This window comes from Sphingobium sp. S6 (assembly GCF_905120495.1).
GTDB lineage: Bacteria > Pseudomonadota > Alphaproteobacteria > Sphingomonadales > Sphingomonadaceae > Sphingobium > Sphingobium agri.
Window position 1 is genome coordinate 831,538 of record NZ_CAJHOG010000001.1, and the last position, 24,961, is coordinate 856,498.

General features: G+C 62.0%; 23 protein-coding genes and 1 tRNA gene. 11 read left to right on the forward strand and 13 right to left on the reverse strand.

The window, feature by feature from the left end; translation table 11 throughout:
* Positions 1–162: 162 nt before the first annotated feature.
* Together SPHS8_RS04250 and purU are read left to right on the forward strand one after the other, a co-directional pair.
* Entirely contained in the window at positions 163–1,173 is a 1,011-nt protein-coding gene (locus tag SPHS8_RS04250; protein WP_201514241.1) for an SPOR domain-containing protein, read from the forward strand.
* 122 nt (positions 1,174–1,295) lie between these two features.
* On the forward strand, positions 1,296–2,135 hold the full coding sequence (gene purU / locus SPHS8_RS04255; protein WP_380800659.1) for a formyltetrahydrofolate deformylase: 840 nt from the start codon (positions 1,296–1,298) through the stop codon (positions 2,133–2,135).
* A gap of 539 nt (positions 2,136–2,674) precedes the next feature.
* Here purU and SPHS8_RS04260 read toward each other — a convergent pair.
* From SPHS8_RS04260 to SPHS8_RS04275, 4 genes are all read right to left on the reverse strand, one after another.
* Positions 2,675–2,887, reverse strand: coding sequence for a DUF2093 domain-containing protein (locus SPHS8_RS04260; RefSeq protein WP_201514253.1), 213 nt, complete (start codon positions 2,885–2,887; stop codon positions 2,675–2,677).
* Positions 2,887–4,290 (reverse strand): NAD(P)H-dependent flavin oxidoreductase, encoded by a 1,404-nt coding sequence (locus SPHS8_RS04265; protein ID WP_201514254.1) that lies wholly within the window; start codon positions 4,288–4,290, stop codon positions 2,887–2,889. Before SPHS8_RS04265 ends, SPHS8_RS04260 begins: the two co-directional genes overlap by 1 nt.
* Positions 4,291–4,383: 93 nt before the next feature.
* Entirely contained in the window at positions 4,384–5,523 is a 1,140-nt protein-coding gene (locus SPHS8_RS04270; protein WP_201514255.1) for a glycosyltransferase, read from the reverse strand.
* Positions 5,516–6,385 (reverse strand): alpha/beta fold hydrolase, encoded by an 870-nt coding sequence (locus SPHS8_RS04275; protein ID WP_201514256.1) that lies wholly within the window; start codon positions 6,383–6,385, stop codon positions 5,516–5,518. Before SPHS8_RS04275 ends, SPHS8_RS04270 begins: the two co-directional genes overlap by 8 nt.
* Positions 6,386–6,452: 67 nt before the next feature.
* Here SPHS8_RS04275 and SPHS8_RS04280 point away from each other — a divergent pair, with 67 nt between their 5' ends.
* From SPHS8_RS04280 to SPHS8_RS04290, 3 genes are read left to right on the forward strand one after another with little or no spacing between them, the layout of a single operon-like run.
* On the forward strand, positions 6,453–7,847 hold the full coding sequence (locus SPHS8_RS04280) for a protein adenylyltransferase SelO (RefSeq protein WP_201514861.1): 1,395 nt from the start codon (positions 6,453–6,455) through the stop codon (positions 7,845–7,847).
* Positions 7,844–8,371 (forward strand): DNA-deoxyinosine glycosylase, encoded by a 528-nt coding sequence (locus SPHS8_RS04285; protein ID WP_201514259.1) that lies wholly within the window; start codon positions 7,844–7,846, stop codon positions 8,369–8,371. The genes SPHS8_RS04280 and SPHS8_RS04285 overlap by 4 nt, the downstream gene beginning before the upstream one ends.
* 50 nt (positions 8,372–8,421) lie before the next feature.
* Entirely contained in the window at positions 8,422–8,883 is a 462-nt protein-coding gene (locus SPHS8_RS04290; protein ID WP_201514261.1) for a MaoC family dehydratase, read from the forward strand.
* Between the two features lie 12 nt (positions 8,884–8,895).
* On the opposite strand, the gene SPHS8_RS04295 is transcribed toward SPHS8_RS04290, so the two are convergent.
* Together SPHS8_RS04295 and mutL are read right to left on the reverse strand one after the other, a co-directional pair.
* Entirely contained in the window at positions 8,896–9,420 is a 525-nt protein-coding gene (locus SPHS8_RS04295; protein ID WP_201514262.1) for a hypothetical protein, read from the reverse strand.
* A 2-nt stretch (positions 9,421–9,422) separates the two neighbouring features.
* On the reverse strand, positions 9,423–11,201 hold the full coding sequence (mutL, locus tag SPHS8_RS04300; protein ID WP_201514265.1) for a DNA mismatch repair endonuclease MutL: 1,779 nt from the start codon (positions 11,199–11,201) through the stop codon (positions 9,423–9,425).
* Positions 11,202–11,360: 159 nt separating this feature from the next.
* Here mutL and SPHS8_RS04305 point away from each other — a divergent pair, with 159 nt between their 5' ends.
* From SPHS8_RS04305 to SPHS8_RS04330, 6 genes are all read left to right on the forward strand, one after another.
* Positions 11,361–12,407: a rod shape-determining protein gene (locus SPHS8_RS04305; RefSeq protein WP_007685698.1), complete on the forward strand. Its 1,047-nt coding sequence runs from the start codon at positions 11,361–11,363 to the stop codon at positions 12,405–12,407.
* Positions 12,408–12,425: 18 nt separating this feature from the next.
* Positions 12,426–13,340, forward strand: coding sequence for a rod shape-determining protein MreC (mreC, locus tag SPHS8_RS04310; RefSeq protein WP_201514267.1), 915 nt, complete (start codon positions 12,426–12,428; stop codon positions 13,338–13,340).
* Complete coding sequence (mreD, locus tag SPHS8_RS04315) at positions 13,337–13,864, forward strand: rod shape-determining protein MreD (RefSeq protein WP_201514268.1); 528 nt, start codon at positions 13,337–13,339, stop codon at positions 13,862–13,864. Before mreC ends, mreD begins: the two co-directional genes overlap by 4 nt.
* A complete protein-coding gene (gene mrdA / locus SPHS8_RS04320; protein WP_201514270.1) occupies positions 13,861–15,894 on the forward strand; it encodes a penicillin-binding protein 2 in 2,034 nt (677 codons plus the stop codon). The genes mreD and mrdA overlap by 4 nt, the downstream gene beginning before the upstream one ends.
* On the forward strand, positions 15,891–17,006 hold the full coding sequence (gene rodA / locus SPHS8_RS04325) for a rod shape-determining protein RodA (RefSeq protein WP_201514271.1): 1,116 nt from the start codon (positions 15,891–15,893) through the stop codon (positions 17,004–17,006). The genes mrdA and rodA overlap by 4 nt, the downstream gene beginning before the upstream one ends.
* Positions 17,007–17,130: 124 nt before the next feature.
* Positions 17,131–17,206: transfer RNA gene (locus SPHS8_RS04330), tRNA-Lys, on the forward strand.
* A gap of 87 nt (positions 17,207–17,293) precedes the next feature.
* Here the strand turns inward: SPHS8_RS04330 and SPHS8_RS04335 are convergent.
* The 7 genes from SPHS8_RS04335 to SPHS8_RS04365 are packed head-to-tail and all read right to left on the reverse strand — an operon-like array spanning position 17,294 to position 24,939.
* Entirely contained in the window at positions 17,294–18,340 is a 1,047-nt protein-coding gene (locus SPHS8_RS04335; RefSeq protein WP_201514274.1) for a UDP-glucuronic acid decarboxylase family protein, read from the reverse strand.
* A gap of 31 nt (positions 18,341–18,371) precedes the next feature.
* Positions 18,372–19,451 carry a CgeB family protein gene (locus SPHS8_RS04340; RefSeq protein WP_201514275.1) on the reverse strand — a complete coding sequence of 360 codons (1,080 nt, stop codon included), beginning with the start codon at positions 19,449–19,451 and terminating at the stop codon, positions 18,372–18,374.
* Positions 19,448–20,551 (reverse strand): CgeB family protein, encoded by a 1,104-nt coding sequence (locus SPHS8_RS04345; protein ID WP_201514276.1) that lies wholly within the window; start codon positions 20,549–20,551, stop codon positions 19,448–19,450. Before SPHS8_RS04345 ends, SPHS8_RS04340 begins: the two co-directional genes overlap by 4 nt.
* On the reverse strand, positions 20,548–21,672 hold the full coding sequence (locus tag SPHS8_RS04350; protein WP_201514277.1) for a CgeB family protein: 1,125 nt from the start codon (positions 21,670–21,672) through the stop codon (positions 20,548–20,550). The genes SPHS8_RS04345 and SPHS8_RS04350 overlap by 4 nt, the downstream gene beginning before the upstream one ends.
* Positions 21,669–22,751, reverse strand: coding sequence for a glycosyltransferase family 4 protein (locus SPHS8_RS04355; RefSeq protein ID WP_236574956.1), 1,083 nt, complete (start codon positions 22,749–22,751; stop codon positions 21,669–21,671). The genes SPHS8_RS04350 and SPHS8_RS04355 overlap by 4 nt, the downstream gene beginning before the upstream one ends.
* Positions 22,751–23,830: an SDR family NAD(P)-dependent oxidoreductase gene (locus tag SPHS8_RS04360; RefSeq protein ID WP_201514281.1), complete on the reverse strand. Its 1,080-nt coding sequence runs from the start codon at positions 23,828–23,830 to the stop codon at positions 22,751–22,753. The genes SPHS8_RS04355 and SPHS8_RS04360 overlap by 1 nt, the downstream gene beginning before the upstream one ends.
* The gene (locus tag SPHS8_RS04365; RefSeq protein WP_201514863.1) at positions 23,827–24,939 is read right to left on the reverse strand and encodes an SDR family NAD(P)-dependent oxidoreductase; all 1,113 of its coding nucleotides are present in this window, start codon (positions 24,937–24,939) and stop codon (positions 23,827–23,829) included. The genes SPHS8_RS04360 and SPHS8_RS04365 overlap by 4 nt, the downstream gene beginning before the upstream one ends.
* Positions 24,940–24,961: the final 22 nt, after the last annotated feature.

Below are 24,961 nucleotides of genomic sequence, written 5' to 3' on the forward strand. Positions count from 1 at the left end.
CATTGGACTGCCATGGCTGCGCCTAAAATTTGGTTAAGATGCCCGCATCCTTCGACATCGGTGGCAGCGGGAGCCTACTATCAAGAATGGCATCCTCAATGCTAAGTGTGCATTAACCTTGTTCAATCATAGGCTGCGGTGACGCTGTTGTTTCAGGAGCATATGGACATGAAGCACATCTGGGGCACCTTGGCCGCAGCAACCATGCTGAGCTTGGCGCCGCCCGCCCTTGCCGATGTGAAGGCTGGCGTCGATGCCTGGCAGCAAGGCGACTATGACAAGGCAGTGAGCCTCTGGCGGCCACTCGCCCAGGCAGGCGATCCCGATGCGCAGTTCAACATGGGTCAGGCAAGCAAACTCGGCCGGGGTGTCAAAGTTGATATGGCGGCGGCCCTCGATTGGTATCGCAAAGCCGCAGCGCAGGGCCATGTACGGGCCGAGGATAATCTGGGGCTGCTGATGTTCCAGCAGGGAGAGCGGGCGAGCGCCCTGCCCTATCTTGAGCGATCAGCGATGCGGGGAGAACCGCGCGCCCAATATATAGTGGGCACAGCGCTGTTCAACGGCGACCTGACGGCGAAGAACTGGCCGCGCGCCTATGCGCTGATGAGCCGCGCATCCGCAGCAGGGCTGGCGCAGGCGACGTCGAGCCTCAAACAGATGGACAAATATATCCCCGTTGAACAGCGGCAGCAGGGGCTCGCCATGGCGCGGGACATGGGGCAAAAGGAAGTGGCGGCGCTGTCGGAGGCCAATGGCCGCCAATCGAGCGCGCCGATTCCGCGTGAGGAAACGCCTTCTCTTGCAAGCGCTACCTTGCCGCCTGTCCGGGATGCCAAGAAGCCCTCACCAGCCAAGACGAAAGCTGAGCCTTCCAAACTCAGCACAGCAGTTCCGCCGCCCAAGCCTGTCGTCGAGAAGGAAGCGAAGGTGGCCGCTAGCGGACCTTGGCGAGTGCAACTGGGTGCCTTCAGCGAGGAAGGACGCGCCCGGGCACTTTGGAGCAGTCTGCGCGGCAAGGTAGCCGGTCTTTCCGTCTATCAGCTGTATCTGGTCAAGGGTGGCGCCATGACGCGATTGCAGGCCGGGCCTTTGGCGAGCAATGCCGAAGCGGCAAAGCTATGCGGCGCGATAAAGGCTGCGGGGGCGGATTGCATGCCGAGGAAGATGTAGTCTGCGCTGTCGCGGCTAGGTCTTGTGGCTTTAACCGCTTGATCATGGGTGCGGCATAAGGCAACGGCGTTGCCGACCATTTGCGGAGGCCCCTTTTGAACAATTCGGTTGTCCCTTCCTGGGTGCTGACGCTGGTGTGCGCCGACCGCGTCGGCATTGTTGCAGCCGTCAGCCAGTTCCTGGCGGAACGGGGCGGCTTTATCACAGATAGCCAGCAATATGCCGACAGGGAGGCTGGACGCTTCTTCATGCGCGTGGCGTTCGAAGCGACGGATGCCCGCATGTCGGACACGCAAGAGCTACAGGCCGCATTCGCTGCCACAGGCGCCGAATTCGACATGGACTGGCGGATCAGTGGAGCGCAGGAAAAGCCGCGCATGCTGCTTGCGGTTTCGAAAGGCTCGCACTGCCTCGCCGATCTGCTGCACCGGTGGCAGACGGGAACATTGGCCGTCGATATCATGGGCGTGGTATCGAACCATCCCGACATGCGCCGCATCACCGAATGGCACGGCATCCCCTATCATGAATTGCCTGCCAATGGGGATAAGGCCGGGCAGGAAGCGGCGATCCTGGATGTCTTTGGACGAACGCGATCGGACTATCTGATCCTCGCGCGCTACATGCAGGTCCTGTCAGAAGATCTGGTCGGGCGGCTGGAAGGGCGATGCGTCAATATCCACCACAGCTTCCTGCCGGGTTTCAAGGGTGCCCGCCCCTATCACCGCGCCCATGAGCGAGGCGTGAAATTGATCGGCGCGACGGCACATTTCGTGACCGCCGATCTGGATGAGGGGCCGATCATCGAGCAGGCCGTGGAACGGGTCGATCATCGCGCCACCGCAGAGGATATGATCCGCATCGGCCGCGATATAGAGGCGCAGGTGCTGGCCCGGGCGGTCGGATGGATCGCCGACCGCCGGGTGCTGCTGAACGGCAGCAAGACCGTCGTTTTCCGCTGATCAGAGCCCGAGGCGCGCCCAAAAATCTTCAGGCGCGAGTGCTGCGCTGGCTGCGGCTCGTGGCTGGCGGGACCAGGAAGAGTGCGGGATATAGACATCCCTGGCTGTTTCGTGCTGCCGCTTACGACGTGCAATAAGGGTACGGGGTTTCATCGTCTTCTCCTTGTCCGGAGGAACACGAAACCTTGCGTAGTCGCATAGGGCCGTGCGCTTTAGCCGTTGTTGACGCGGAGCAAGCTGTCATCCTTCAAAAGCCGCGGAGCGTTAAGCTCCACACCTCTCTACAGATAAGGTTGAGAAAGGGAACATAGCTTTGCTTTAGCAGACGCGAAGTGCGCTTTGTGCAAAAGCCTCAGCCGAAGAAAATATCGTAGATGAACCAACCTACGATGAGGAAACTGGTGACGACGCAAACCCGATCGCCATAGACATCCAAACGCGACATCCTAGACATCCTTCCAAATGCGGCGATCTTTGTCGCCTGCATGAAGAGGATAACGCACCGCGCCGTCAAAAGGAACAAAAAGTGCGGGCGCCGTTCAGGCCGACGCTATACCGCGATGACGGAGGAAGGACTGTGTCGCCTCAAGCGGGCCGCGATATGCTTCCTGGAACTCGGCGCTCCAATATTTGAGGTCGTCCAAATCGATCCGTGCACCCGAAACCGCACAAAAAACGAACTGTCCCGGGCGCACTATGTCGAAATAGGGCGTGTGGTATTCCAGCACCGCCAATCCCTGGATTTCCGCCATCAGTCGCCCGTCAATATGCGGTCTACAAGCTGCTTCACCGTCGGCACGAAACCGTTGGAATAGAAGGGGTCCTGCTTGAACTTGTACGCGCCATGGCCCGCGAAGAGGAGGTTCTTGTCCAGATCACCACCATGCACCGCCTCTTGCAGGGACTTCTGAATGCAGAAGCTCCGAGGATCGGCAAGACGGCCAGTCGAGTTCGTCTCACTGTCCATCCAGCTTGAAAAGGCGCACTGGCTGAGGCAGCCCATGCAGTCGGTCTGATCCTTGCGGATTTCCGCCTTTTCTTCTTCGGTGACGAATACAAGCGTGTTGTCAGGCGTCTTGAGCGCGGACGTGAAACCCTGTCCCACCCATTCGCGCGCGCGCAGCAGGTCGCCGCGGGTCACCCAGAAATTCTTGCCCTTGACCCCCGCATCCAGCTGGTGCGTGTGATCGCCCGCCTGTTCCGTGCTGAACGGTATCTGGCGTTCCGAGCGCGCTTCCAGCTGACGCAGGAAGGGATTGCGGACAGCCGAGCTGTAGAAACCCGTCGGTGAGAAGCGATGCAGCAGCACGTCGCCGGGTTCCAGCTGAGTGAGGCGCTGCTTCCACTCATCGGGAATGGGGCTTTCCTGCGTCAATAGCGGACGGGTGCCGAACTGGAAGGCGATCGCGCCTAGCTCCGGATTGTCGATCCAGTCGTTCCAATCCTTTAGGTGCCATACGCCGCCCGCCATGACGATCGGCACATCGTCGGAAATGCCCCCTTCACGCATCGTCGAGCGCAGATCGCGAACGCGGGGATAGGGGTCCTGCGGCTGGCGCGGGTCTTCCGCGTTGGAAAGGCCGTTATGGCCGCCCGCCAGCCACGGATCTTCATAGACCACCGCTGCCAGCCATTCCGAGGCCTTGGAATAGGCACGTTTCCACAGCGCGCGGAAGGCGCGGCCGGAGCTGACGATGGGAAGATAGCTGACGCCATAGGACGCGGCGATTTCGCTCAGCTTATACGGCATTCCCGCGCCGCAGGTGACACCGGCGACCATGCCCTTGGTCTTTTCCAGGACGCCGTGCAGCACCCGCTGAGCGCCGCCCATTTCCCAAAGCACGTTAATGTTGATCGCGCCCTTGCCCCCGGCAATTTCGAAGGCGCGCTTTACCTGTTCGACGGCGCCATCGATAGCGTAGGCGACCAGTTCTTCATGACGGTCGCGGCGGGTGCGGCCGTGATAGATTTGCGGGATGATGTTGCCCATGCTGTCATAGCTGTCGGCATTGACGGCGGACACGGTGCCGATCCCCCCTGCCGCAGCCCATGCGCCGGAGCTTGCGTGATTGGACACAGCCACGCCCTTCCCGCCTTCGACCAGCGGCCAGACTTCACGACCACCATAGATGATGGGCTTCAAACCCTTGAACAACATAATCTCCCGCGCAACAGCTGCTGGGTCATCCGTCGACTGAACGCCGCTCTATAGCAGCTTTCGCGACCGATGACGAATAACGGGCGCGCCCTACCGCAAAATATGAGGGCTGGATAGTGCCTGTCCATAAAGCCCCGCATAGGCATCGACCATCGCAGCTTCTTCGAAGTCGCGCTGCGCCCGGCGCAGATTTGCCTCGCCAAGACGGATGCGAAGATCGGCACTGGCGGCCAGTTGACCGAGCGCCGCCGAAAGTCCAGCCTCGTCCTGCGCGATAAATGGCTGATTTTCCGGGGCAACCATTTGCGCCACGTCCCCTACGTCGGTGGACGCGACAGGCAGCCGCGCGGCCATGGCCTCCACCAGCGAAATCGGGAACTGTTCGCTATTGGACGACAGCGCGAAAATATCGAACAGCCCGAGAAAACGCGCGGGGTCGGGAAGGAAGCCGGGCAGGCAGATATCGTCGATGCCATGCTTGGCTGCCTCTGCGAGGATCGCCGCCCGCTCAGGGCCTTCGCCCACGATCACCAGTTGCAACTTATCACGATGCGGCGCGACTGCCCGTACCAGGCGAGGAATATTCTTGACCGGGCGCAATCCGGCTAATGTCCCGACGAGCAGCTTGCTAGGCGAGCGAACGAGGCCGGGAATGGCGCCGGGAGCGGCGCCAGCATAGCGCGCCACATCAATCCCGTTGCGGATCAGATGAACCTTTGACGCGGGCTGACGCCATGTTCTTCGCGCAATCTCGTCCAGGCGGATGGACGGCACGACTATGGCCTGGGCGCGTTGGAGCGCCAGTCGGCGATAGAGGTTGCGCTTCGTTTTGAGCCGCTCTGCCTCCTCAATATTGAAGCCGTCCTCATGATGGATGAGCGGCGGCAGGCGCAGGAAAGGCGCGCAGACGCGATGCGCCATGACGGCGTCCATAGCTCCCCAATTATAGGTGAGTACAAGATCAAAGCCCGACAGGAAGCGTCCCAACGCCCGAAAGCGGCTTGCGCCGGGGCGGCCGGTCAACGGTGGCGCGTCGGGGAAGCTGACCTCTACCCCCGGCGCGATCGCGGACCGGGCGCCCATGGCGTCAGGAGCGGCGCTGACAATCGTATGGCTGGCGCGATCGCCCCACAGGTTCATAAGACGGACAGCGCGTGCTTCCTTGCCGCCGAGGGAAAAGCTGCCGTGAACATGCAGCAGGCGCAGCGGCCCGCTTCGGGTGTCAGCCATGCAGGACTCGTGCGAGCAGGCGGTCGATCCCGGCAGCGGCTTCCGGTTCGTCGAGCAGCGGAGCGTGGCCGACATCGGGAACTGTCACAAGCTCCGCACTGGGCCCCATTTCCGAAAGCATGCGCTGCGCAGTGGCCGCGCTGAGCAGATCCGATCTTTCGCCCCGTAGGATGAGAGAGGGGATGCCATTAAAAGACGCCATGACAGGCCAGAGATCGACCCCCGCCTCGCCTCCGGACAGGCGGAGGGGTTCGGCGACGCGCATGTCATAGTCCAACACGACGCGTCCGCCGCTGTTGAGCCGGTAGAGGCGCTTCGCCATGGCAAGCCATTGTTCAAGATCGTAGCGGGGGTAGATGTCGCGATTGGCTTCTTCCAGCGCGCGGGCGGCCTGAACCCAGCTTTGATGCGACTGGCCGACCCCGACATAGGTCCGGATGCGGTCGAGCCCCGCCTGTTCGAGCTTTGGCCCCACGTCGTTCAACAGCGCGCCTGCTAGCCATTCGCGGTGAGTCGCGGCAATCAACATGGTGATCAAGCCGCCGAGCGAGGTGCCGATCGCGACGAAACGGGTAATGGCGAGATCGGCTAAAAGGCGGCTGATGTCCTGCAAGTAGGTTAGCGGGACATAGGTCATCGGGTCCTTCGCCTGCGCGCTTTCGGAACGGCCGCGCATGTCGGGACAGATGATGCGCCATTCGCCCGCGAGGCGATCGGCCAAGGGTTCGAAATCGCGGGCATTACGCGTCAGACCGGGAAGGCACAGCAGCGGCGGGCGGCCGTCCTCACCGCCAGCATAGTCACGATAGTGGAGCCTGAGGCCGTCGGGAGACCACCAATAGCCGTCAGTGAAGCTGGTCAACGGTCATACGTCCTCAAATTACAGCGAAGCGGTTGTAACTGCCCGCCTTGTCCCCCCATATCGCCGCATGGACAAATCCTCGCAAGCCAGCAGATACAATCCGGCAAAGGAAATCTTCGCGTTGCAGCCCGACTTCGCCGATGAAGTCGCAGCGGCGAACTTCCCGCAGACAATATTGCGATATCGGAACGATAGGGCCGCAGCGAGCGTGGGGCTGGACCGGCTGAGCGATGAGGAGTGGCTTCGTCACTTCGGCCGATTCGAACCATTGTCAGGTAGCCTGCCGCAGCCGCTCGCATTGCGTTATCATGGCCATCAGTTCCGGGTCTATAATCCTGACATTGGCGATGGCCGGGGATTCCTGTTCGCGCAGTTGCGCGACGAAGCCGGACGGTTGCTGGACCTTGGGACGAAAGGGTCGGGCCAGACGCCCTACAGCCGCTTCGGCGATGGGCGGTTGACGCTGAAAGGCGGGGTGCGCGAGATATTGGCGACCGAGATGCTGGAGGCGCTGGGCGTCAACACGTCGAAAACCTTTTCATTGATCGAGACGGGCGAGGCGCTGGAGCGGCATGACGAGCCCTCCCCCACCCGCTCTGCGGTCATGGTGCGATTGAGCCATTCCCATATCCGCATCGGGTCCTTCCAGCGCGCCGCCTATTTCGATGACAAGCCTCTGCTGGAGCGGCTCACCGATTATGTGCTGCGCAACCTCTACAATGAAGAGCCGGGAAATAATGCGCCCGCGCAGTTGCTGGGCCGCGTCGTCGAGCGGACGGCTGACCTGGCGGCGAGCTATATGGTCGCGGGTTTCGTGCATGGCGTGCTGAACAGCGACAACATCAATGTGACTGGCGAAAGCTTCGATTATGGCCCATGGCGGTTTACACCTTGTTGGGAGCCGGGTTTCACAGCCGCCTATTTCGACCATGCCGGGCTTTATGCCTTCGGACGGCAGGCTGAAGCGATTCACTGGGATGTGGCGCAATTGGCTGTTTCGCTGAGATCCTTGGTCGAAGCCGAACCGCTGATCGAGCAACTGGAGCGGTTTCCCGAATTGTTCGGAGGGGCAATGACGCGGCGCTTTTGCTGGCGGCTAGGCGTCGTCCCCTCGGGAGATGTGAACGCAATGATCGAGGCAGCCGTCAAGGGAATGGCCGCGAGCACGACACAGATCGATCGTTTCTTTCATGATTGGCGAGGCGGCGAACCGCGCGAGGGAACGGACTATTCGGGCGAGGTTTGGGCACAGTTCCGCGAAGCTGTTGCCGGGATAGAACCAAGCGGCAGGAAAGAGCATGCTTATTGGAGCGATGCCGCGCCCTGTTCGATGCATATAGACGAAGTCGAGTCCATCTGGAGCGCGATCGCCGAACGGGATGATTGGTCACCGTTGCAGGAGAAAGTCGCGGCGATCCGGCGGATGGGTGAGGCTTTGGGGCGTGGGCCGGAAGTGCCTTGAAAACCGGCCAGACCCCGGCCCAGCGCAAGGCCGCCTTTCCGCCCAGCGCGGACGAACGCACGACACTGCTGATCCTTGGCAGCCTGCCGGGCGATGCCTCTATCAGGCAGGGTGAATATTATGCTCATCGCGGGAACGCTTTCTGGTCGCTGATGAGCGATGTGCTGGGTGATGATCTGCGCGCACTGCCCTATGCCATGCGGCTGAAGCGATTGCGCACGCGGGGCGTCGGCTTGTGGGACGTGATCGAGAGTGCGGACCGCGAAGGCAGTCTCGACAGCGCTATCCGGGGTGCGGAGTTTCGGGATTTGAGGGCCTTTATCGCGCGGCTGCCTGCGCTGCGGGCGATCGCGTTCAACGGCAAGACAGCGTCAGTGCAGGGCCGACGTCAGATCGGTACTGCCACGGAGTTGACGATGATCGATTTGCCATCCAGCAGCGGCGCCTATGCCATGCTTTCCAGAGACAAGAAGGCAGAGGCGTGGCGGACGTTGCGTCAATGGATTGCACCGTCCCAACATTGACGTAAGCGTAAGGCGGACTTAGACCATCTGCAACAAGAGGGTGCCGGCCGGTGAGCAAGAGTGTCTATTTCGAGGATTTGGAAATCGGCGACAGGCTGGATTTCGGTCCGGTAAGTGTCAGCCGCGACGAAATCATGGCCTTTGCCGCAGAATTCGATGCCCAGCCTTTCCACCTGTCGGATGAAGCGGCCGCAGGGACGCATTTCGGGAGCCTGTCGGCGAGCGGCTGGCACACAACTGCGCTGTTCATGAAGATGTTCGTCGCGAAGATGCAGGCCGCCGGGCATCAGGATGCGAGCCTGGGCGCCATGGGCATCGATGAACTGCGATGGCTGCGGCCGGTGAGGCCTGGCGATACGCTGAGGGGCACATCCGAGGTCGTAGAAAAGAAGGCGTCCCGGAGCAGACCGGAGATGGGCATCGTCAAGAGCAGGGTCACTGTGCTGAACCAGCGGGATGAGCCGGTATTGACGATGATGCCGATCACGATGTTCCGCACCCGTCCGAACTGACGCGGAAAATCTTTATCGGTCCTGGACTGGCGGCAGCGGCTGATTGGCGCGCGCGTCCGCAGCCATGATGCGGACTTGGCTGGATGCCGCACCCGACAGTTGAATGAGATGCACGCCTGGCGTCAGGTCGAACCAGACGATCTTCCGGATGCCCGAACATCCCGGGCCATGACTGTGCGCGGTGGACGCGATAGGGCTATTCCTGAAGACGATATCGACCCAGGCGGGACCCGACAGGCCTATCCCTATCCGTGCCGGCGTTTTGACGGCCAGGCTGAAGAGGCCGCCATAGCTTTTAGGCGCCTGATGGTGAGGTTTGACGGCATATTGAACTTGAGGCGAAGGGCGCAGCGTCGCCACAAGGGGCTTACCCAGGATGAGCCGTGGCGCAGAAGCCGCTTCGCCCGCGGCGGACTCCGTTCCGCTCTGGTTCCAACTGGTCCAGGGTTCAGGGGGCAGCGGAGCGTCAAGGCATGGGTCGGCGGCAAGTGCGGGCGCGGAAAGGCTCAGGGCAGCGAGGCAAGCGATCAGGCGCATCGTCATTTCCTTCCGAACAGCTTTTCTATGTCTCCATGGCCGAGCTTCACCCAGGTCGGACGACCGTGATTGCACTGACCGCTGCGTGGCGTGATCTCCATCTCGCGCAGGAGCGCGTTCATTTCCGCCACGCTCAGCACCCGGCCCGCGCGGACCGAGCCGTGGCACGCCATCGTTGCCGCGACCAGATCGAGCCGCTCCTTCAGGGATAGCGTTTCGTCGTAAGCAGCGAGATCGTCAGCGAGGTCGGTGACGATCCCCTGCACGTCCCCTTGGCCGAGCATCGCGGGCACCGCGCGCACAAGCATGGCGGAGGGGCCGAACCGCTCCAGCTCAAGGCCGAAGTCGCGCAACTCATCGATGCGCGTTTCCAGGCGATCGCAAGCGGGCTCATCCAGTTCGACCACTTCGGGCAGCAGCAGCGCCTGCGCGGCGACGCCCTGCCCTTCCATGGCGCGGCGCATGCGTTCGAGCGTCAGGCGCTCGTGGGCGGCATGCTGATCGACGATCACCAGCCCATCCTCCGCCTCCGCGACGATATAGGTGCGCGCCACCTGTCCGCGCGCGACGCCGAGCGGGAAGCTGGTCCCTTCCGGCGCGGGTGCGGCGGCGGGCTCGGCGCGCGCCAGTGGCGGGGGCGCGGTGAAGGAGGGGCGACGATCAGCGAATGTGGCGGCTGGCGGCGCATAGTTTAGCGAGCCAGCTTCGAAGATGGGAAGCGCGCTGATCGGCGTGGGCGTAACCGGCTCGGTTTTCCAGGCGGAAAGGCTCGCCGGATCGGCCTGCTGCACGGATCGGAAGCCCTCTGCGTCGAGCGCGCGACGGACGCCGGACACGATCATGCCCCGGATCATCGCAGGGTCCCGAAAACGCACTTCCGTCTTCGCCGGGTGGACGTTGACGTCCACCTCCAGCGGCGGAACGTCCAGGAACAGGGCCACCACCGGGTGCCTGTCCCGCGCGAGCATGTCGGCATAAGCGCCACGCACCGCACCGATCAGCAATCGGTCGCGAACAGGGCGGCCGTTGACGAACAGGAACTGATGATCGCCGACGCCGCGATTATAGGTCGGTAGCGACGCCACGCCCGACAGGCGCACGCCTTCGCGTTCCAGCGAGACGATGACATGGTTTTCCGCGAGCGCCCGGTCGGTGAGAGCAGCGACGCGATCCTCCCGCGCCTCTCCCCCCTGAACGGCGATCGCCCGGCGGCCGTCATGCTCCAGCGTGAAAGCGACCGAAGGGTGCGCCATTGCGAGCCTTCGCACGACATCGAGGCAGGCTGCATATTCCGCCTTGGCAGAACGCAGGAATTTGCGGCGAGCGGGCACCCTTGCGAACAGCTGTTCCACGGTGATCCGCGTGCCCGGCGGCAAGGCAGCAGGGCCTTCGGACAGCAGCACGCCATTGTCGACCGTGCGGTTCCAGCCATCCTGCCCTTTGGGTCTGCTGTCGATCGACAAGCGCGCAACGCTGGCGATGGATGGGAGCGCTTCACCACGGAAGCCCAGGGTGGACACATTCTCGATCGCATCGTCAGGCAGCTTCGACGTCGCATGCCGCTCCAGCGCCAGCGCGATTTCGTGCGCGGCCATGCCGCAGCCGTCGTCGCTCACTTCGATCCGGTCCAGCCCGCCGCCGCTCAACCTGATGGAAATCCGGGTTGATTTAGCATCCAGCGCGTTTTCAATGACTTCCTTGAGCGCGCTGGCGGGTCTTTCGACCACTTCACCGGCAGCGATACGGTTGACCAGATGTTCGGGCAGGCGGCGTATTGACATTGATTAGTGACTAGCCCAAGCGAGCGCTTTCCGCGAGCCGTTGCCCCCGAAAATTTTGCCTCATCACAGGGAATGATGACAGGGACGGCGGAACGTGGCAGGGACCTCCGAACGCCCCGGTTCGCGTCGCCGGGACGGGCGGGCTGAACAGGAACAAGCATGTCGATCTTTTCGCGACTTTTCAAACTCTCCTCCCAGGATATGGCTATCGATCTCGGCACGGCGAATACCGTCGTCTATGTGCGGGGCCGCGGGATCGTGTTGAATGAGCCATCGGTCGTGGCGGTGGAGACGCTGAACGGCGTGAAACGGGTCAAGGCCGTGGGCGACGACGCCAAGCTGATGATGGGCAAGACGCCCGATTCGATCGAGGCGATCCGACCGCTGCGCGACGGCGTTATCGCGGACATCGATGTCGCCGAGCAGATGATCAAGCACTTCATCACGAAGGTGCATGGCGGCAAGTCGCGTCCGTGGCGCTTTCCCGAGATCGTGATCTGCGTTCCGTCGGGCTCCACCAGTGTCGAACGCCGCGCGATTCGCGACGCGGCCAGCAATGCGGGTGCTTCTCAGGTGTTCCTGATCGAAGAACCGATGGCAGCGGCGATCGGCGCCGACATGCCCGTGACCGAGCCGATCGGTTCGATGGTCGTGGACATCGGGGGCGGCACCACTGAAGTCGCGGTGCTCTCGCTGCGTGGGCTCGCTTACACCACCTCGGTTCGCGTCGGCGGTGACAAGATGGACGAAGCGATCGTTTCTTTCGTGCGGCGCCACCATAACCTCCTCATCGGTGAAGCGACCGCCGAGCGCATCAAGAAGCAGTTCGGCGTGGCCCAGCCTCCCGAAGACGGCGTGGGGGAAACCATCCATATCAAGGGCCGTGACCTGGTGAACGGCGTGCCCAAGGAAATCTCGATCAATCAGGGGCAGATTGCCGATGCGTTGGCGGAACCCATCAGCACCATCGTCGAAGGTGTCCGGATCGCCCTGGAAAATACCGCGCCGGAGCTGGCGGCGGACATTGTCGACCAGGGCATCGTGCTGACCGGCGGCGGCGCCCTGCTGAAGGGGCTGGACGATGAACTACGCGACGAGACCGGGCTGCCCGTCACGATCGCCGAGGATCCGCTGACATGCGTCGCCATCGGTACTGGCCGCGCGATGGAGGATCCGATCTTCCGAGGCGTGCTGCAGACCGCTTAAGGTCAGGGGGACCACTGCATGGCGCGGCCATCCAGCCGACGTCCCGGCCATAACCGCAAGGCGCAGTACAGCCTGTTTGCCAGCTATGTTGTGGCGATAACGGGTGCGGCTGTCGGCTTGCTGCTGGTCGCTGTGGCGATATTCGATCCCACCGGGTTCGCCGCGATCCGTGCGGCTACCGCGGAACTTTCGCGCCCTGCGTCGCTTGGCCTGCGCAACATGGTCAGTGGCGCAAGTTCGCTGGACGATGTGCTGACCGCATATTGGCGCGCAGGGTCGCAGAATATCTCGCTTCGCCGCCAAGTGGAGGCTGACCGTAACCGCATCATCGAGGCGAAGGCGGTCGCGCAGGAAAATCAGCGCCTCAAGCGGCTGTTGAAGCTGGTCGACGAGGATCATAGCGATCTGCTGACGGCTCGGCTCATTTCCTCCTCTTCGTCCAGCGCCCGCCGTTTTGCGCGATTGAATGCGGGCCGCTGGCAGGGCGTCCGGACCGGCATGCCGGTCCGTGCTTCGGAAGGCCTTGTCGGCCGCATTCACAGTGTCACCCCCAACACCGCCGAAGTCCTGCTACTGACCGACAGCAGCAACATCGTGCCGGTTCGCCGCGCGACCGACAGTGTTCCGGCCATCTCGACGGGACTAGGCGACGGGACTGTCGAAATCCGATCACTTGCTGCTGGCCGCAATCCTTTCAACGCCGGTGACATTCTCGTCACATCCGGCGTCGGCGGCATCTATCAGCCCAATATACCGGTGGCTGTGGTCGTTCGGATCGCGGGCGAGATCGCCTATGGAGTGCCACTGGCCAACCCGTCGAAAGTCGATGCGGTGGTGGTCGAACGCTCATTTGAGGAAGCAGTTACGCGCAACGAACCTGCTTCGCCCGACAGCGCGCAGCCAGAGACGGCAGCCAACGCCAGCGTTCCATGATCGACCCGCATCTTCAGCATGTGCCCCGGCTCGGCCGCCATCCTTCCCGTTTTCGCCTGGCCGGGACGCCGGTCATCACGGTCATGCTGGGATCATCCGTCACGATCCTGCCGATTGTCGCCCAAGCCCCTGTCATGCCGCCCTTTGGCTTGTTGTTGCTGCTGTCCTGGCGCTTGCTGCGGCCGGAGCTTTGGCGCGCCTGGATCGGTGTGCCCCTTGGTCTGTTCGACGACATGATGAGCGGGCAACCCATTGGTTCGGCAATGTTCCTGTGGACCGTGATGCTGATCGGCATCGATGCGGTGGAACATCGCATGGTGTGGCGCAGCTACCGGCAGGACTGGTTAATCGCTGCTGCCGCGATTATCTTCTGCATCGCCGGTGGGCTATTCCTTGCGCGGATAACCGGCGGAGGAGACATCAAGCTGGAACTGGTCGCGCCGCAAATGCTCTGGACAATCTTGCTTTTTCCCTTCGTCGTGCGGCAATGCGCGCGGATCGATCGCTGGCGCGTGATGGCATGAAGCTGCCCAGGCTCAAGCGGAAGACCGTTACCGAAGCATCGCTGTCCTTCACCTTCACCCGCCGGGCAATGGTGGTCGGCGGATTGCAGGCCGGGATCGGCGCGATGCTGATCGGCCGGATGGCGTGGATCAGCGTTGCCGAAAATGAGAAATATAATCTTCTTTCGGAAAGCAACCGCGTCAACCTGACGCTCATTCCTCCACGTCGCGGATGGATATTGGACAGGAACGGGCGTGCGCTGGCTAACAACCGCACGGACTTCCGCGTCGACCTGATCCCCGAGCGTGTCACTGATCCCGAAGGGACGTTGCGCAGCCTGGCTCATCTTCTGGCACTGGCTCCGGACGAGGTAGAGCGGATCAGGACGGAACTGGACAAGGCGCCCGGTTTCCGGCCGGTCCAGGTTGCTGAAAAGCTGACCTATGATCAGTTCGCGGCTGTCAGCGTTCGCTTGCCCGACCTTCCCGGCGTCGCCCCTAGCCAGGGGTTTTCACGATACTATCCCACGGGATCAACGGTCGGGCATTTGCTGGGCTATGTCGGCGCCGCCTCGGCGAAAGACTATGAGAAGCGGAAGGACCCCCTACTGATTACCCCCGGCTTCAAGGTAGGCAAAGAGGGGCTGGAGAAATGGTTCGACCTTGAACTGACGGGGAAGCCCGGGGCCAAGCGCGTCGAGGTGACGGCGCGCGGCAAGATCGTGCGCGAACTGACGACGCGGCCGGACGCGCCCGGAAATGCAGTGAAGCTGACCATCGACGCAGGGCTTCAGGATTATGCAGGGCGCAGGCTCGGTGCTGAATCCGGTTCCTGCATCGTGCTCGATTGCCTGACAGGAGAAATCCTCTGCATGGCGTCGATGCCCTCCTATGATCCAAACAACTTTTCCGACGGCATCAGCCATGATGAATGGGACATGTTGTCGAGCGACGAGCGCCATCCGCTGATCAACAAGTCACTGAACGCCCTTTATCCGCCGGGATCGACCTTCAAGCCGATGGTTGCGATGGCGTTGCAAAGCGCCGGGATTGACCCGAAGGAGCGCGTGCATTGTCCCGGTGGGTATCGGCTGGGGAACCGCTTCTTCCGATGCCTCGGCCGTCATGGTTCGGTCGACATGCACCGTGCTCTCGCCAAAAGCTGCAACACCTATTTCTACACCATGGGCAACCGCGTGGGCATCGACGTCATAGCGCGGATGGGCCATGCCATGGGGTTCGGTGAAAAGTTCGACCTCCCTGTCAGTTCGCAAAGTTACGGCACCATGCCCGACACCGCGTGGAAGATGCGGCGCTATGACCAGAAATGGACCGCATCGGACACGCTCAACGCATCCATCGGCCAGGGCTACGTCGTCGTAAATCCATTACAGCTCGCCGTCATGGCGGGGCGGATCGCGTCAGGCCGCAACATTCAGCCCCGTCTGGTGAAAGGCCGCTATCCCGAGGCGCCGTTCATGCCTTTTCCCAAGGAACATTTCGACGCTGTGCGGGGAGGCATGTGGGAAGTGGTGAACGGTGACGGCACTGCAGGACGTAGCCGCCTGGACCTGCCCGGGATACAGATGGGCGGAAAGACCGGCACGGCGCAGGTGCGAAAAATCGCGGGCAGCCAGCGCGGGCAGAGCGGCGCATGGAAATATCGCGACCATGGCCTGTTCGTCTGCTTCGCGCCCACGAGCAATCCCCGTTATGCGGCATCCGTCGTGATTGAACATGGCATGGGGGGCTCCCGCGCTGCCGCCCCGGTGGCGAAGGATGTGCTGACATATTTGTTCGATCCAGCAAAGGCGATGGCCAGGTTGGAAGAATTGGAGAAAGGCTGGGGCGGTCCTCCCGCTGAGCGGATGGAACGTCAAATGGCGGCCTACCGTCTCGCCAAGGCGATCAAAAAGGGGGAAGTCGTTCCCAAGCCAGCCGATCCTTCAGAGGCGGAGAATAGCGCCAACGCCGCTGCGTCGGCCAATGTGTCTGAGACTGCGGATAACCGTCCGCCTCAGCGAGATCCGAACAGGGAAGCAGATCGATGAGCATCATTCCCCAGCCGCTCGCTGAATTTCCCTGGAGGGTATTGGGCATTCTGCTCGCGATCGCGGGCTTTGGAACGCTCGTACTTTATAGCGCCGCCAGCGGCAGCATCACGCCCTGGGCCATCAACCAGGCCGTCAGGTTCGTCATCTTTACGGGAATGGCGTTCGTCATCAGCCGGGTGCCGCTAGAACTTTTCGCGCGGTTCGCTTTCCCTGCCTATGGGGCCGTTCTCATATCGCTGGTGCTTGTGGAACTGATCGGCGGCGTCGCGGGCGGTAGTCAGAGGTGGATCAACCTCGGCTTCATGCAATTGCAGCCATCGGAATTCATGAAGCCGATCATCGTACTGGCGGTGGCCCGCTTCTACGCCTTGCTGCCGGTGGGAGAGATTCGACGGTGGACGGCCATATGGCCCGCGCTGGTCCTGATCGGTGTACCATGGGCGCTGGTGCTGGTGCAGCCGGACCTTGGCACGGCGACGATGATTGCTGCGGGTGGCGTAACTGTAATGTTCCTTGCCGGATTGCCGCTGCGGTTGTTCGTCGGGTCGGGACTGGCGATCGCAGCCATTATCCCCATCGCCTTCAGCTTCCTGCATGATTATCAGCAGAAACGGGTCCTGATCTTTATGGACCCGGAAAGCGATCCGCTGGGGGCCGGATACCATATCAGCCAATCGAAGATCGCAATCGGCTCCGGCGGTATCTGGGGCAAAGGATTCCTCAAGGGCACCCAGAGCCACCTCGACTATCTTCCCGAAGGACATACCGACTTCGTTTTCGCCACCATGGCTGAGGAATGGGGACTGGTTGGGGGGGTATTTCTGATCGGCGCCTTCCTGTTGCTGTTCCGCTGGGGGATCGGCGTATCGCTGCGTACACAAGATAAATACGCGCGGCTGGTCGCGTCGGGGCTGACGACGACCATCTTCTTTTATGTGGCGATCAACCTCATGATGGTCATGGGATTAGCCCCGGTCGTCGGTATCCCCCTACCCTTCATGTCCTATGGTGGCTCGTCCATGCTGACCGTCATGCTGTGCATCGGCATCATAATGGCCATCGAGCGTTCGACCCGCCGCAGTGGACGCAAGCCGGGAAATTGGGGCTGAAACCGGCACTGGCGCAAAATTTTTTGCAGCGCCGCGATTTACTGTTTGCAAAGCCGAAGGATAATGCTAACCGCCCGGCCACGCCAAGGCGAGGCTCCGAACGGAGCAATCCGAAAGCGAGTGTGGACGCATAGCTCAGTTGGTAGAGCAGCTGACTCTTAATCAGCGGGTCCTAGGTTCGAGCCCTAGTGCGTCCACCACCTTCCCTCTATCTTCAAATAGTTAGCAACGGAAACTCGCAAAATCCGAGAGTTACGGAGATCACCTGAATTGGTGGACCGCCTCCACTACTCCGCTGCGAGACCGGCGCTGGCTGTCGAGGCCGCTCCCGCGATGGCGCCATCAAAGGCGTAGTCGGGCATCTGCGAAAACAGCTCCTTCTCGAAGAAGGCGCAGGTAATCGCGAGCCCCTCGGCCAACGAGACGCGGGGTTCCCAGTCCAACAGTGTCCGCGCGCGCTTGATATCGGGGCGGCGGCGCCGGGGATCGTCGATGGGCAAGGGCTTGCGGACGACACGTGACCTGGTGCCGGTCTGCGCCCTGACCAGTTCCAGCACCTCCATCATGCTATATTCTTCCGGATTGCCCAAGTTGATGGGTTGGAGGTCGGCCACGTCCGATTCCATCAGACGCATGAGCCCATCGACCATGTCAGACACATAGCAGAAGCTGCGCGTCTGCGATCCGTCGCCGTAGATGGTGATGTCTTTCCCCGACAACGCCTGGCAGACGAAGTTGGAGATGACCCGTCCATCGTCCGGATGCATGTTGGGGCCATAGGTATTGAAGATGCGCGCGACCCTGACGTCAGCGCGGCCCAGGCGGGCGAAGTCGAAGGCAATGGCTTCGGCGGCTCGCTTGCCCTCGTCATAGCATGCACGGGGGCCGGTGCAGTTCACCCAGCCACGATAATCCTCACGCTGGGGATGTGCTTCCGGATCGCCATAAACCTCACTGGTGGAGGTGAGGAGGAAACGGGCGCCATTCTGTTCCGCGAGCCTCAGCAGCCGATCCGTGCCCACGACGCTGGTCAGCATCGTATGTTCAGGGTCTGCCTGATATTGCGGAGGCGACGCTGCGCAGGCGAGATTGTAGATGCGCGTGATATCCCGGCGGCGTGTCACGGCATCGGGCAACGGATCGACGATGTCGGCACGGATGAAGCTGAAGGCGCGATGGCCCTCCAGCATTTCAACATTCACTTCGCGCGCAGTCTGGAGATTGTCGAGGCAGATGACGTCATGCCCCTGCTCCAGAAGAGCGCGGCAAAGATGGGAACCGATAAAGCCAGCTCCGCCTGCGACCAGCGACACATTTTTCTTCATGCTTATCATCCGTTGTTATCCTTCTCCCTTTGCCGGGACGTCATCCTGCGAGTGCGACCTTATGCTGCGCCTGCATCGCCGAAGCTTCGTGGAGGTAGGTTTCGAGCTGCTGCGCTCGATGGTCGGCGGTATGTTCGGCGAGGATGCGGGCGCGCCCCGCTTCGCCGACAGCCGCGCGCTCCTCATCCAGCGCGACGATCACCTGCTCGGCATTCCAGGCGAACAATATCTCCTTGTTTGGTGTCAGCAGGTCGCCAAGGCCTGGCCAAACGTCCGAGATGATCGTGGTCCCGCAAGCCCCCGCCTCGAACAGCCGGACGGAGGGTGACCATCCCGCCTCAATCATGTCGGCGCGCGTCACGTTGAGGGTGAAGCGTGAGGCCGAATAGAATTCGGCATGGTCTTGCGGGGGCAGATGCTCGATCCGCTCCACATTGGCTGGCCAATCGATGTCCGCCGGATATTGCGGACCGGCCACGACGAAGCGCCGATCAGGCATCAGCCGCGCGGGTTCGATCAGCAACCGTTCCAAGGTGGGCTGGCGATCTGGACTATAAGTGCCGAGATAGGACAGTTCCCAGCGGTTCGGCACATCTATCGGCCGGTAGGCGGCCGGATCGACCGAACAATAAAGTGCCCTCGCCATGGGCGAGCCATATTCACGCTCCAGCAGATCAAGCGTCGGGCCGCCAGTGAAAGAGCAATAAATGTCATATCCAGAGATGAGGTCCGGCGACAGATAATCACATTTTCCCGCACGCACATTGGCCAAGGTGATCGGCGTGTCGATGTCGTAGAAAAGCGTGGTGCCGCGGGCATGGCGCTGCACATATTGGCCGACCGCGATACCTTCCGGCACATAAGAACCGACCATGACCGCGTCGGCACTTTCGATTTCCCCGCGCCAGTGATCGAGCGAGGGAAGATCATCGTAGAACGCCAGACGGCAATAATCTGGATCCACTAGGTCTCGCTGGCTGGCATACCAGGGGACATCACGCTCAAGGAACAGAATGTCATGCCCCCGCTTGGCAAAAGCCGACAGCAGGGCTCGGAAGGTGGTGGCATGGCCATTGCCCCAGGAGGATGAGAGGCTGAGGCCGAGGACGACGAGTTTCATGCTCTTTCCATCTCCTGTTGCGGTGTCTTGGCGGCGCGCCGTTCACGCAGAATGGCATCCACCTGCTCTCCACGCAGGGCATAGCTGTGTTCGGCGCGGACGCGGGCCAGGGCGGCACGACCGATCTTCCGCGCGCGTTCGGGGGTGAGCGTAGCGAGGTGGTCGGCGACATCCTGCCCGTCACGGGCGACCAGCACTTCCTCATCAGGCTTCAGGAACAGCTCAATGCCTTCCCAAGCGTCGGTGATGAGGCAGGCTCCTGCTCCCGCTGCTTCGAATACGCGGGTGGCAGGAGAGAAACCGATATGCGCCATGCTGTCGCGCGCGACGTTGAGCACCGCGAGCGGCGTACAGTTGAAGGCATTATGTTCCGCCGTGTACACATGGCCGCGATGGCGAACATTGGAGGGCATCGCCTTGCTTTCCCATCCATTGCCACCGATGAGAAAGCTGCGTTCTGAAAGCAACGTAGCGGGCTTGAGGAAGAATTCCTCGACCCGGGCTTCACGGTCCGGCAGGCGATTGCCTAGAAACGCCAGGTCGCAGGCGAAGCGCGGGTCCGGTTCGACCGGGAAGTGGCTCTGCGGATCGAGGGCGTTGTAAACGGGAATGCAGTCGCGCGCGCCCATTTCCCGATAAGCGCTCACCACCGGATCGCCGCCGCCATAGGTCAGCACGAGGTCCAGCCCCGGCAGCGCCCGCCGGACAGCATGATCGGGCGCGGCCCGCATTTCATCCAGGGTAGCCGCCGCATCCACGTCCCAGAAGATGCGCAGCGCGTCAGGGCGAGCGCGCTCCATCACGCCCTGCAATAGCTCGTCATCGAATACGCCAACGCCGCTCGCCTTCACCACGACATCAGCGTTCGCCGCCTGATCCATCACCTCGTTCAGCGCTTCGGTCGTTGCAGGATAGACCACCACGCACGCCCATTCAGGCGGATCGATGTCGCGATGCTGCTGGCGATCGAAGGCGTCGGGCTCAAAGAATGTGACGTCATGGCCGCGCCCAGCCAGTTCGCTCAGGATGCCGCGATAATAGGTCGCCGCCCCATTCCAGTAGGAGGAAAGCAGGCTGGAACCGTAGAAGGCAATTCTCATGCGACATTCCTTGCAAGCGAGATCGGTGTGGCGGAGGCATCGAGCGACGCGATGATCCCCAGAAGCTGCTCTGCGCGATGCGCACAGCTATGGCGGCTGCGTATCGTTTCCAGTCCGCTGCGGATCAGCGACGCGCGCAGGTCCGGATCGGATGCAACTGCGCGAAGACGATCCGCCATTTCCTTCCCATCGCTAGCGAATAGGAAGTCCTGCCCAGGACGGAAGAGATGCTCGCTATCCTCCCATGGCGCCGACAGCAGCGGAATGCCGCAGGCCAGCGCTTCAAACACGCGTATGGTCGGGATGCCGGGCAGCAGCTGCGTGTAGTAGCGGCGCGGCACATGAACCGTGGCGAGATGCTGCGCGAAGATGGCGGGCGCGCGAGCATTGGCTGCCCAGCCATGATAATCTACGCCATAGCGCTTCAGTGTGGCGAGGGCCTCGTCAGGATAGCGTACCCCGTAGATGTCGAGGGGCAAGTGAGCCTGTGACGCGGGGCGAAAAAGGAAATCTTCCAATTCGGCTGTTCGCTCGCCATCGCCCCAGTTTCCAATCCAAACGACGCCTTGGCGATCCTTCTCCACCTGAGGCGGACGAAAATGCTTGAGGTCTGCTGCTTCGTGCCAGGTCCAGACGCGGTCGCCCCAGCCCCAACGGCGATAAACCTCGGACAAGGTCTCACCGAACGCCAGCACCCCGTCATAGGCCGACAGGTTGAAAGCGCGGATTGCCTGGGGATCTGAGACGGCACGGTGGTGCGTGTCGTGGAAGAGGAGCGTGCATGTTGCGCCTCTTGCACGGAGGCTGCCAAGAGTGGCTACCAGCGTGGGATCATTCCACTCATGCACGATGACGACCTCGGCACCATCAATTAGCGCTTCCGGTTCACTATCGGGCCCATAGCTGAAGGTTTTGAGTTCAGGGTAGGCGGCATGGAAGGCGGAGAGGCCTGCTTCGCCATGATCCGAAATAAGGTTGGAGAGGCTCCAATTGCCTTGCGGCTCCAGCGCCAGCACATCATGCCCCAGAGCGGCCAGTTCGCGCAGCACGCCGCGAAGGAAATGCGCGTTGCCATGGTTCCAGCATGATAGCAGCGAGTGGGTGAAGTAGCGGATCTTCATGCGGCGACCCTTTGTTCGGCCATGGCATAGTGGTGAGCCATCGCTCCCGCCATGGCAGCGGGGATGTAGCGGTGGGCGCGTTCCTGTGCCCTCTGCCCGGCGTCCAGGCGGGCAGCGCGGCTGCTCAGCATATGCTCGATCGCGCGGGCATAGCCTTTGGCATCGTGCGCATCGACGAAGGTGGCAGCGCCTTCCCACAACTCACGGAATGTCGGGATATCTGATAATATGAGGGCGCACCCGGCTGATGCCGCTTCGAGGACGGCAAGCCCGAACGGCTCGTAAAGCGCTGACGAAGCGAAGACTGGCCGCTCGCTTAGCCTCTCGGCGAGCCCAAACTCATCGAGCGTGCCGATCGCCTGAAGCGATTCTATGGCAAGCGCACCGCCATGTGGTGCGATGACCGGACCTGCGGCGAGAAAGGGAGCGCTGATCCGGGCAGCAGCCTCATCCAGCACGCGGACATTCTTGCCGTCATCCCATAGACGCCCGGCCGTGAAGACATAATCGCGCATTGGTTTTCGCGCCGGGACTGGCAGAGCCCGGCCATTATGCACTGTAAAGGGCATGACGCCATAGACCCGCCGAACCGCCTCTGCGAAGGCTGTGCTGGGGGCGATCGCAACCGCGGCATGCTGAAGGCCGCGCGCCACCATCTCTGTCCGCCAGACGAAGTCCTCGGGCATGTCTCCGCCGTGGACCGCCGCCCACCAGGTCGCGACGCAGCTATGCTGGACCGCGATGACAGGGCAGGGATAGCGCCCCATGCTGACGAGGGCGGGAGTGTGAAGTTGAACAAGGTCGGCGCCGAGATCGCCCGCCATCTCGGCCAGCCGCCGCTCGGCGTCGATCACCGGCGCGGGATCGGCCGCGAGCCAGTCAAGCTCAAGTCCGCTATCGACCAAGCTGATATTGGCCGACCCGGCGATACTGTCGCGGGCTGCTTCATTGGGAGACGGTCCCATGACCGCAAGCGTGACCTGGTAGCCAAGCGGTTCGAGGGCGCGGGCAAGGTCGGTGGAATATTGCCAGACGCCGCCGACGGCATCGCATGTGAGCAATAGATGACGCATCGCCATCAAAGCGCCCTCGCCGCCATCTCGGGGGCCGCGACGGCCTTACCCTCCGGCCGTTCAGCAAGCAGCCATTCCGCCAGGTCGGCGACGCCCTTTTGCCATGGCGTTCGGGGTTTGAGATCCACCGCCTTTTGAAGCTTGCGCGTATCCGCCACGAAATAGCGCTGATCGCCCGCCCGCCAGTCCGCCATGTCGATAAGTGGCTGGCGGCCGACATAGTCGCCAATGAACTTCAAAATCTGGTGCAGGCTGACGGCATTGTCCGGCCCGCCTCCCAGGTTGAAGGCCTGGCCGCTGAGCCTGTCGATGTCGCGCCATACCGAAAGATAGGCCCCGACCGCGTCCCGCACGTCGAGAATGTCGCGAACCTGACAGCCATCACCATAGAGGATGATGCGCCGCCCTTCGATCGCGCTGATCAGGAAGTGAGCGACCCAGCCCTGGTCCTCGGTCCCCATCTGCCGCTGACCATAGATGCAGCTCATACGCAGCACGGCCGTGGGCACGCCGAAGCTGCGCCCATAGTCGAGCACATATTGATCCGCCGCCCCTTTTGAGCAGCCATAGGGGGTGTGGAAGTCGAGCGGGCGGCTTTCGTCTATGCCATGCTCGCGCAAGGTGCTTTCGGCCGGATGATAGGCGCCGCCCTCAAGCCGGAACTCTACATCCTCAAGACCACCATAGACCTTGTTCGTCGATGCGAAGATCACCGGCGGCGGAGAAACGCAGCGCCGTGCGGCCTCCAGCACGTTGAACGTGCCGAGCATATTGACCTCAAGGTCTGCGCGCGGGTCGGAAAAGCTGGTGGTGACGGCGACCTGCGCCGCCATGTGGAACACAGCCTTGGCCTTGGCTACAGCCTCCTCCACCTGCCCCCCATTCCGGACATCAGCGATGATGGGGACGATGCTGGCCCCATGGCGCTGTTCCAACCATCTGAGGTTCCGCTCGACCCCTGGACGGGCAAGGCTGTCGTAGACGATGACCTCCTCGCCTTCCCCAGCCAGCCGGTCAGCGATGTTGCTGCCGATGAAGCCAGCGCCACCGGTAACAAGAACGGGTCTGCGATCGGGCCGCGTCATGCGACCAGCCCTCTTGCTTCGAGTTCGGCGCGCGCCTGATCGACACGATCGTCGGCGGTCTGCTGCGCCACCCATTCGGCCAGTTCGGCAAGACCTTCCTGAAAGTCCTGCTTTGCCCGGAAGCCGAGTTTCTCCTCCGCCAGGCTGGTGTCGCAGAAACAATGACGTATGTCGCCTGTGCGCGCCTTGCCGACGATCTCGGGCTCGATGCTGTTACGACCCATCGCCTGCGCCAGCTTCTCCGCCACTTCCGTAACAGATCGATCATGGCCAGAACCGATATTGAATGTGCCGCCGGCCGCTTGCGGCAGTTCAAGCGCGTCGGCGAATGCGCGGGCGACGTCACTCACATGTACGAAGTCGCGGCGTTGCTCGCCATCTTCGAAGATCATCGGCTTCTGACCGTTCAGCAGCCGGGATGCGAAGATCGCCAGCACGCCAGTGTAGGGATTGGAAAGCGCCTGCCCCGGCCCGTAGACATTGAACAGTCGCAGGCAGACGCCCTCCATCCCATAGGGCGCCGTCATGATATGGGTCGTGCGTTCCTGCACATATTTGTTGAGCGCATAGATGGACGCGAGATTGGGCCGCTTCCATTCCGGCGTGGCGATGGGCGTGAGCGGGCGCCCGGCTTCGTCAAGAGGTTCCCAAATCTTTTGATTGTCGCGAATGGCACCGCGCTCTGCATCCTGAACGACCTGGCCATCCGCGTCGCGATAGAGCCCCTCGCCATAGATGCTCATCGAGGACGCGGTAACAACGCGCCGGACGGGGTTGCCGATCAGCCGTTCAAAGAGAACAGCCGTCCCCACATCATTGACGGATGTGTAACGTTCCACCTCATACATGGACTGTCCCACGCCTACCTCGGCGGCGAGATGGATAACGCTGTCCACGCCTTTGAGGGCATGCTCGACCACATCGCCGTTGCGCACGTCCCCGCGGATCAGTTCTACCTCGCTATCCAGATCCTCGGGCCGCTCACCATCGCCGTGGACTTGTTCGATTAGATTATCGAGTACGCAAACTCTGTTCCCGCGCGCCAGCAACTCCTTGCAAACCGCCCGGCCGATAAAGCCCGCTCCGCCAGTGACGAGTATATTCTCCACGGCCAATCCCCTCATGATGGTG

Bases quoted from the DNA above. Each gene is read 5' to 3' on its own strand.
- SPHS8_RS04250 (WP_201514241.1), top strand. From the start codon at position 163: ATGGACATGAAGCACATCTGGGGCACCTTGGCCGCAGCAACCATGCTG.
- SPHS8_RS04260 (WP_201514253.1), bottom strand. From the start codon at position 2,887: ATGGCGGAAATCCAGGGATTGGCGGTGCTGGAATACCACACGCCCTAT.
- SPHS8_RS04270 (WP_201514255.1), bottom strand. From the start codon at position 5,523: ATGGCTGACACCCGAAGCGGGCCGCTGCGCCTGCTGCATGTTCACGGC.
- SPHS8_RS04280 (WP_201514861.1), top strand. From the start codon at position 6,453: ATGGACAAATCCTCGCAAGCCAGCAGATACAATCCGGCAAAGGAAATC.
- SPHS8_RS04295 (WP_201514262.1), bottom strand. From the start codon at position 9,420: ATGCGCCTGATCGCTTGCCTCGCTGCCCTGAGCCTTTCCGCGCCCGCA.
- mutL (WP_201514265.1), bottom strand. From the start codon at position 11,201: ATGTCAATACGCCGCCTGCCCGAACATCTGGTCAACCGTATCGCTGCC.
- SPHS8_RS04305 (WP_007685698.1), top strand. From the start codon at position 11,361: ATGTCGATCTTTTCGCGACTTTTCAAACTCTCCTCCCAGGATATGGCT.
- mreC (WP_201514267.1), top strand. From the start codon at position 12,426: ATGGCGCGGCCATCCAGCCGACGTCCCGGCCATAACCGCAAGGCGCAG.
- mreD (WP_201514268.1), top strand. From the start codon at position 13,337: ATGATCGACCCGCATCTTCAGCATGTGCCCCGGCTCGGCCGCCATCCT.
- mrdA (WP_201514270.1), top strand. From the start codon at position 13,861: ATGAAGCTGCCCAGGCTCAAGCGGAAGACCGTTACCGAAGCATCGCTG.
- rodA (WP_201514271.1), top strand. From the start codon at position 15,891: ATGAGCATCATTCCCCAGCCGCTCGCTGAATTTCCCTGGAGGGTATTG.
- SPHS8_RS04335 (WP_201514274.1), bottom strand. From the start codon at position 18,340: ATGATAAGCATGAAGAAAAATGTGTCGCTGGTCGCAGGCGGAGCTGGC.
- SPHS8_RS04340 (WP_201514275.1), bottom strand. From the start codon at position 19,451: ATGAAACTCGTCGTCCTCGGCCTCAGCCTCTCATCCTCCTGGGGCAAT.
- SPHS8_RS04345 (WP_201514276.1), bottom strand. From the start codon at position 20,551: ATGAGAATTGCCTTCTACGGTTCCAGCCTGCTTTCCTCCTACTGGAAT.
- SPHS8_RS04350 (WP_201514277.1), bottom strand. From the start codon at position 21,672: ATGAAGATCCGCTACTTCACCCACTCGCTGCTATCATGCTGGAACCAT.
- SPHS8_RS04355 (WP_236574956.1), bottom strand. From the start codon at position 22,751: ATGGCGATGCGTCATCTATTGCTCACATGCGATGCCGTCGGCGGCGTC.
- SPHS8_RS04360 (WP_201514281.1), bottom strand. From the start codon at position 23,830: ATGACGCGGCCCGATCGCAGACCCGTTCTTGTTACCGGTGGCGCTGGC.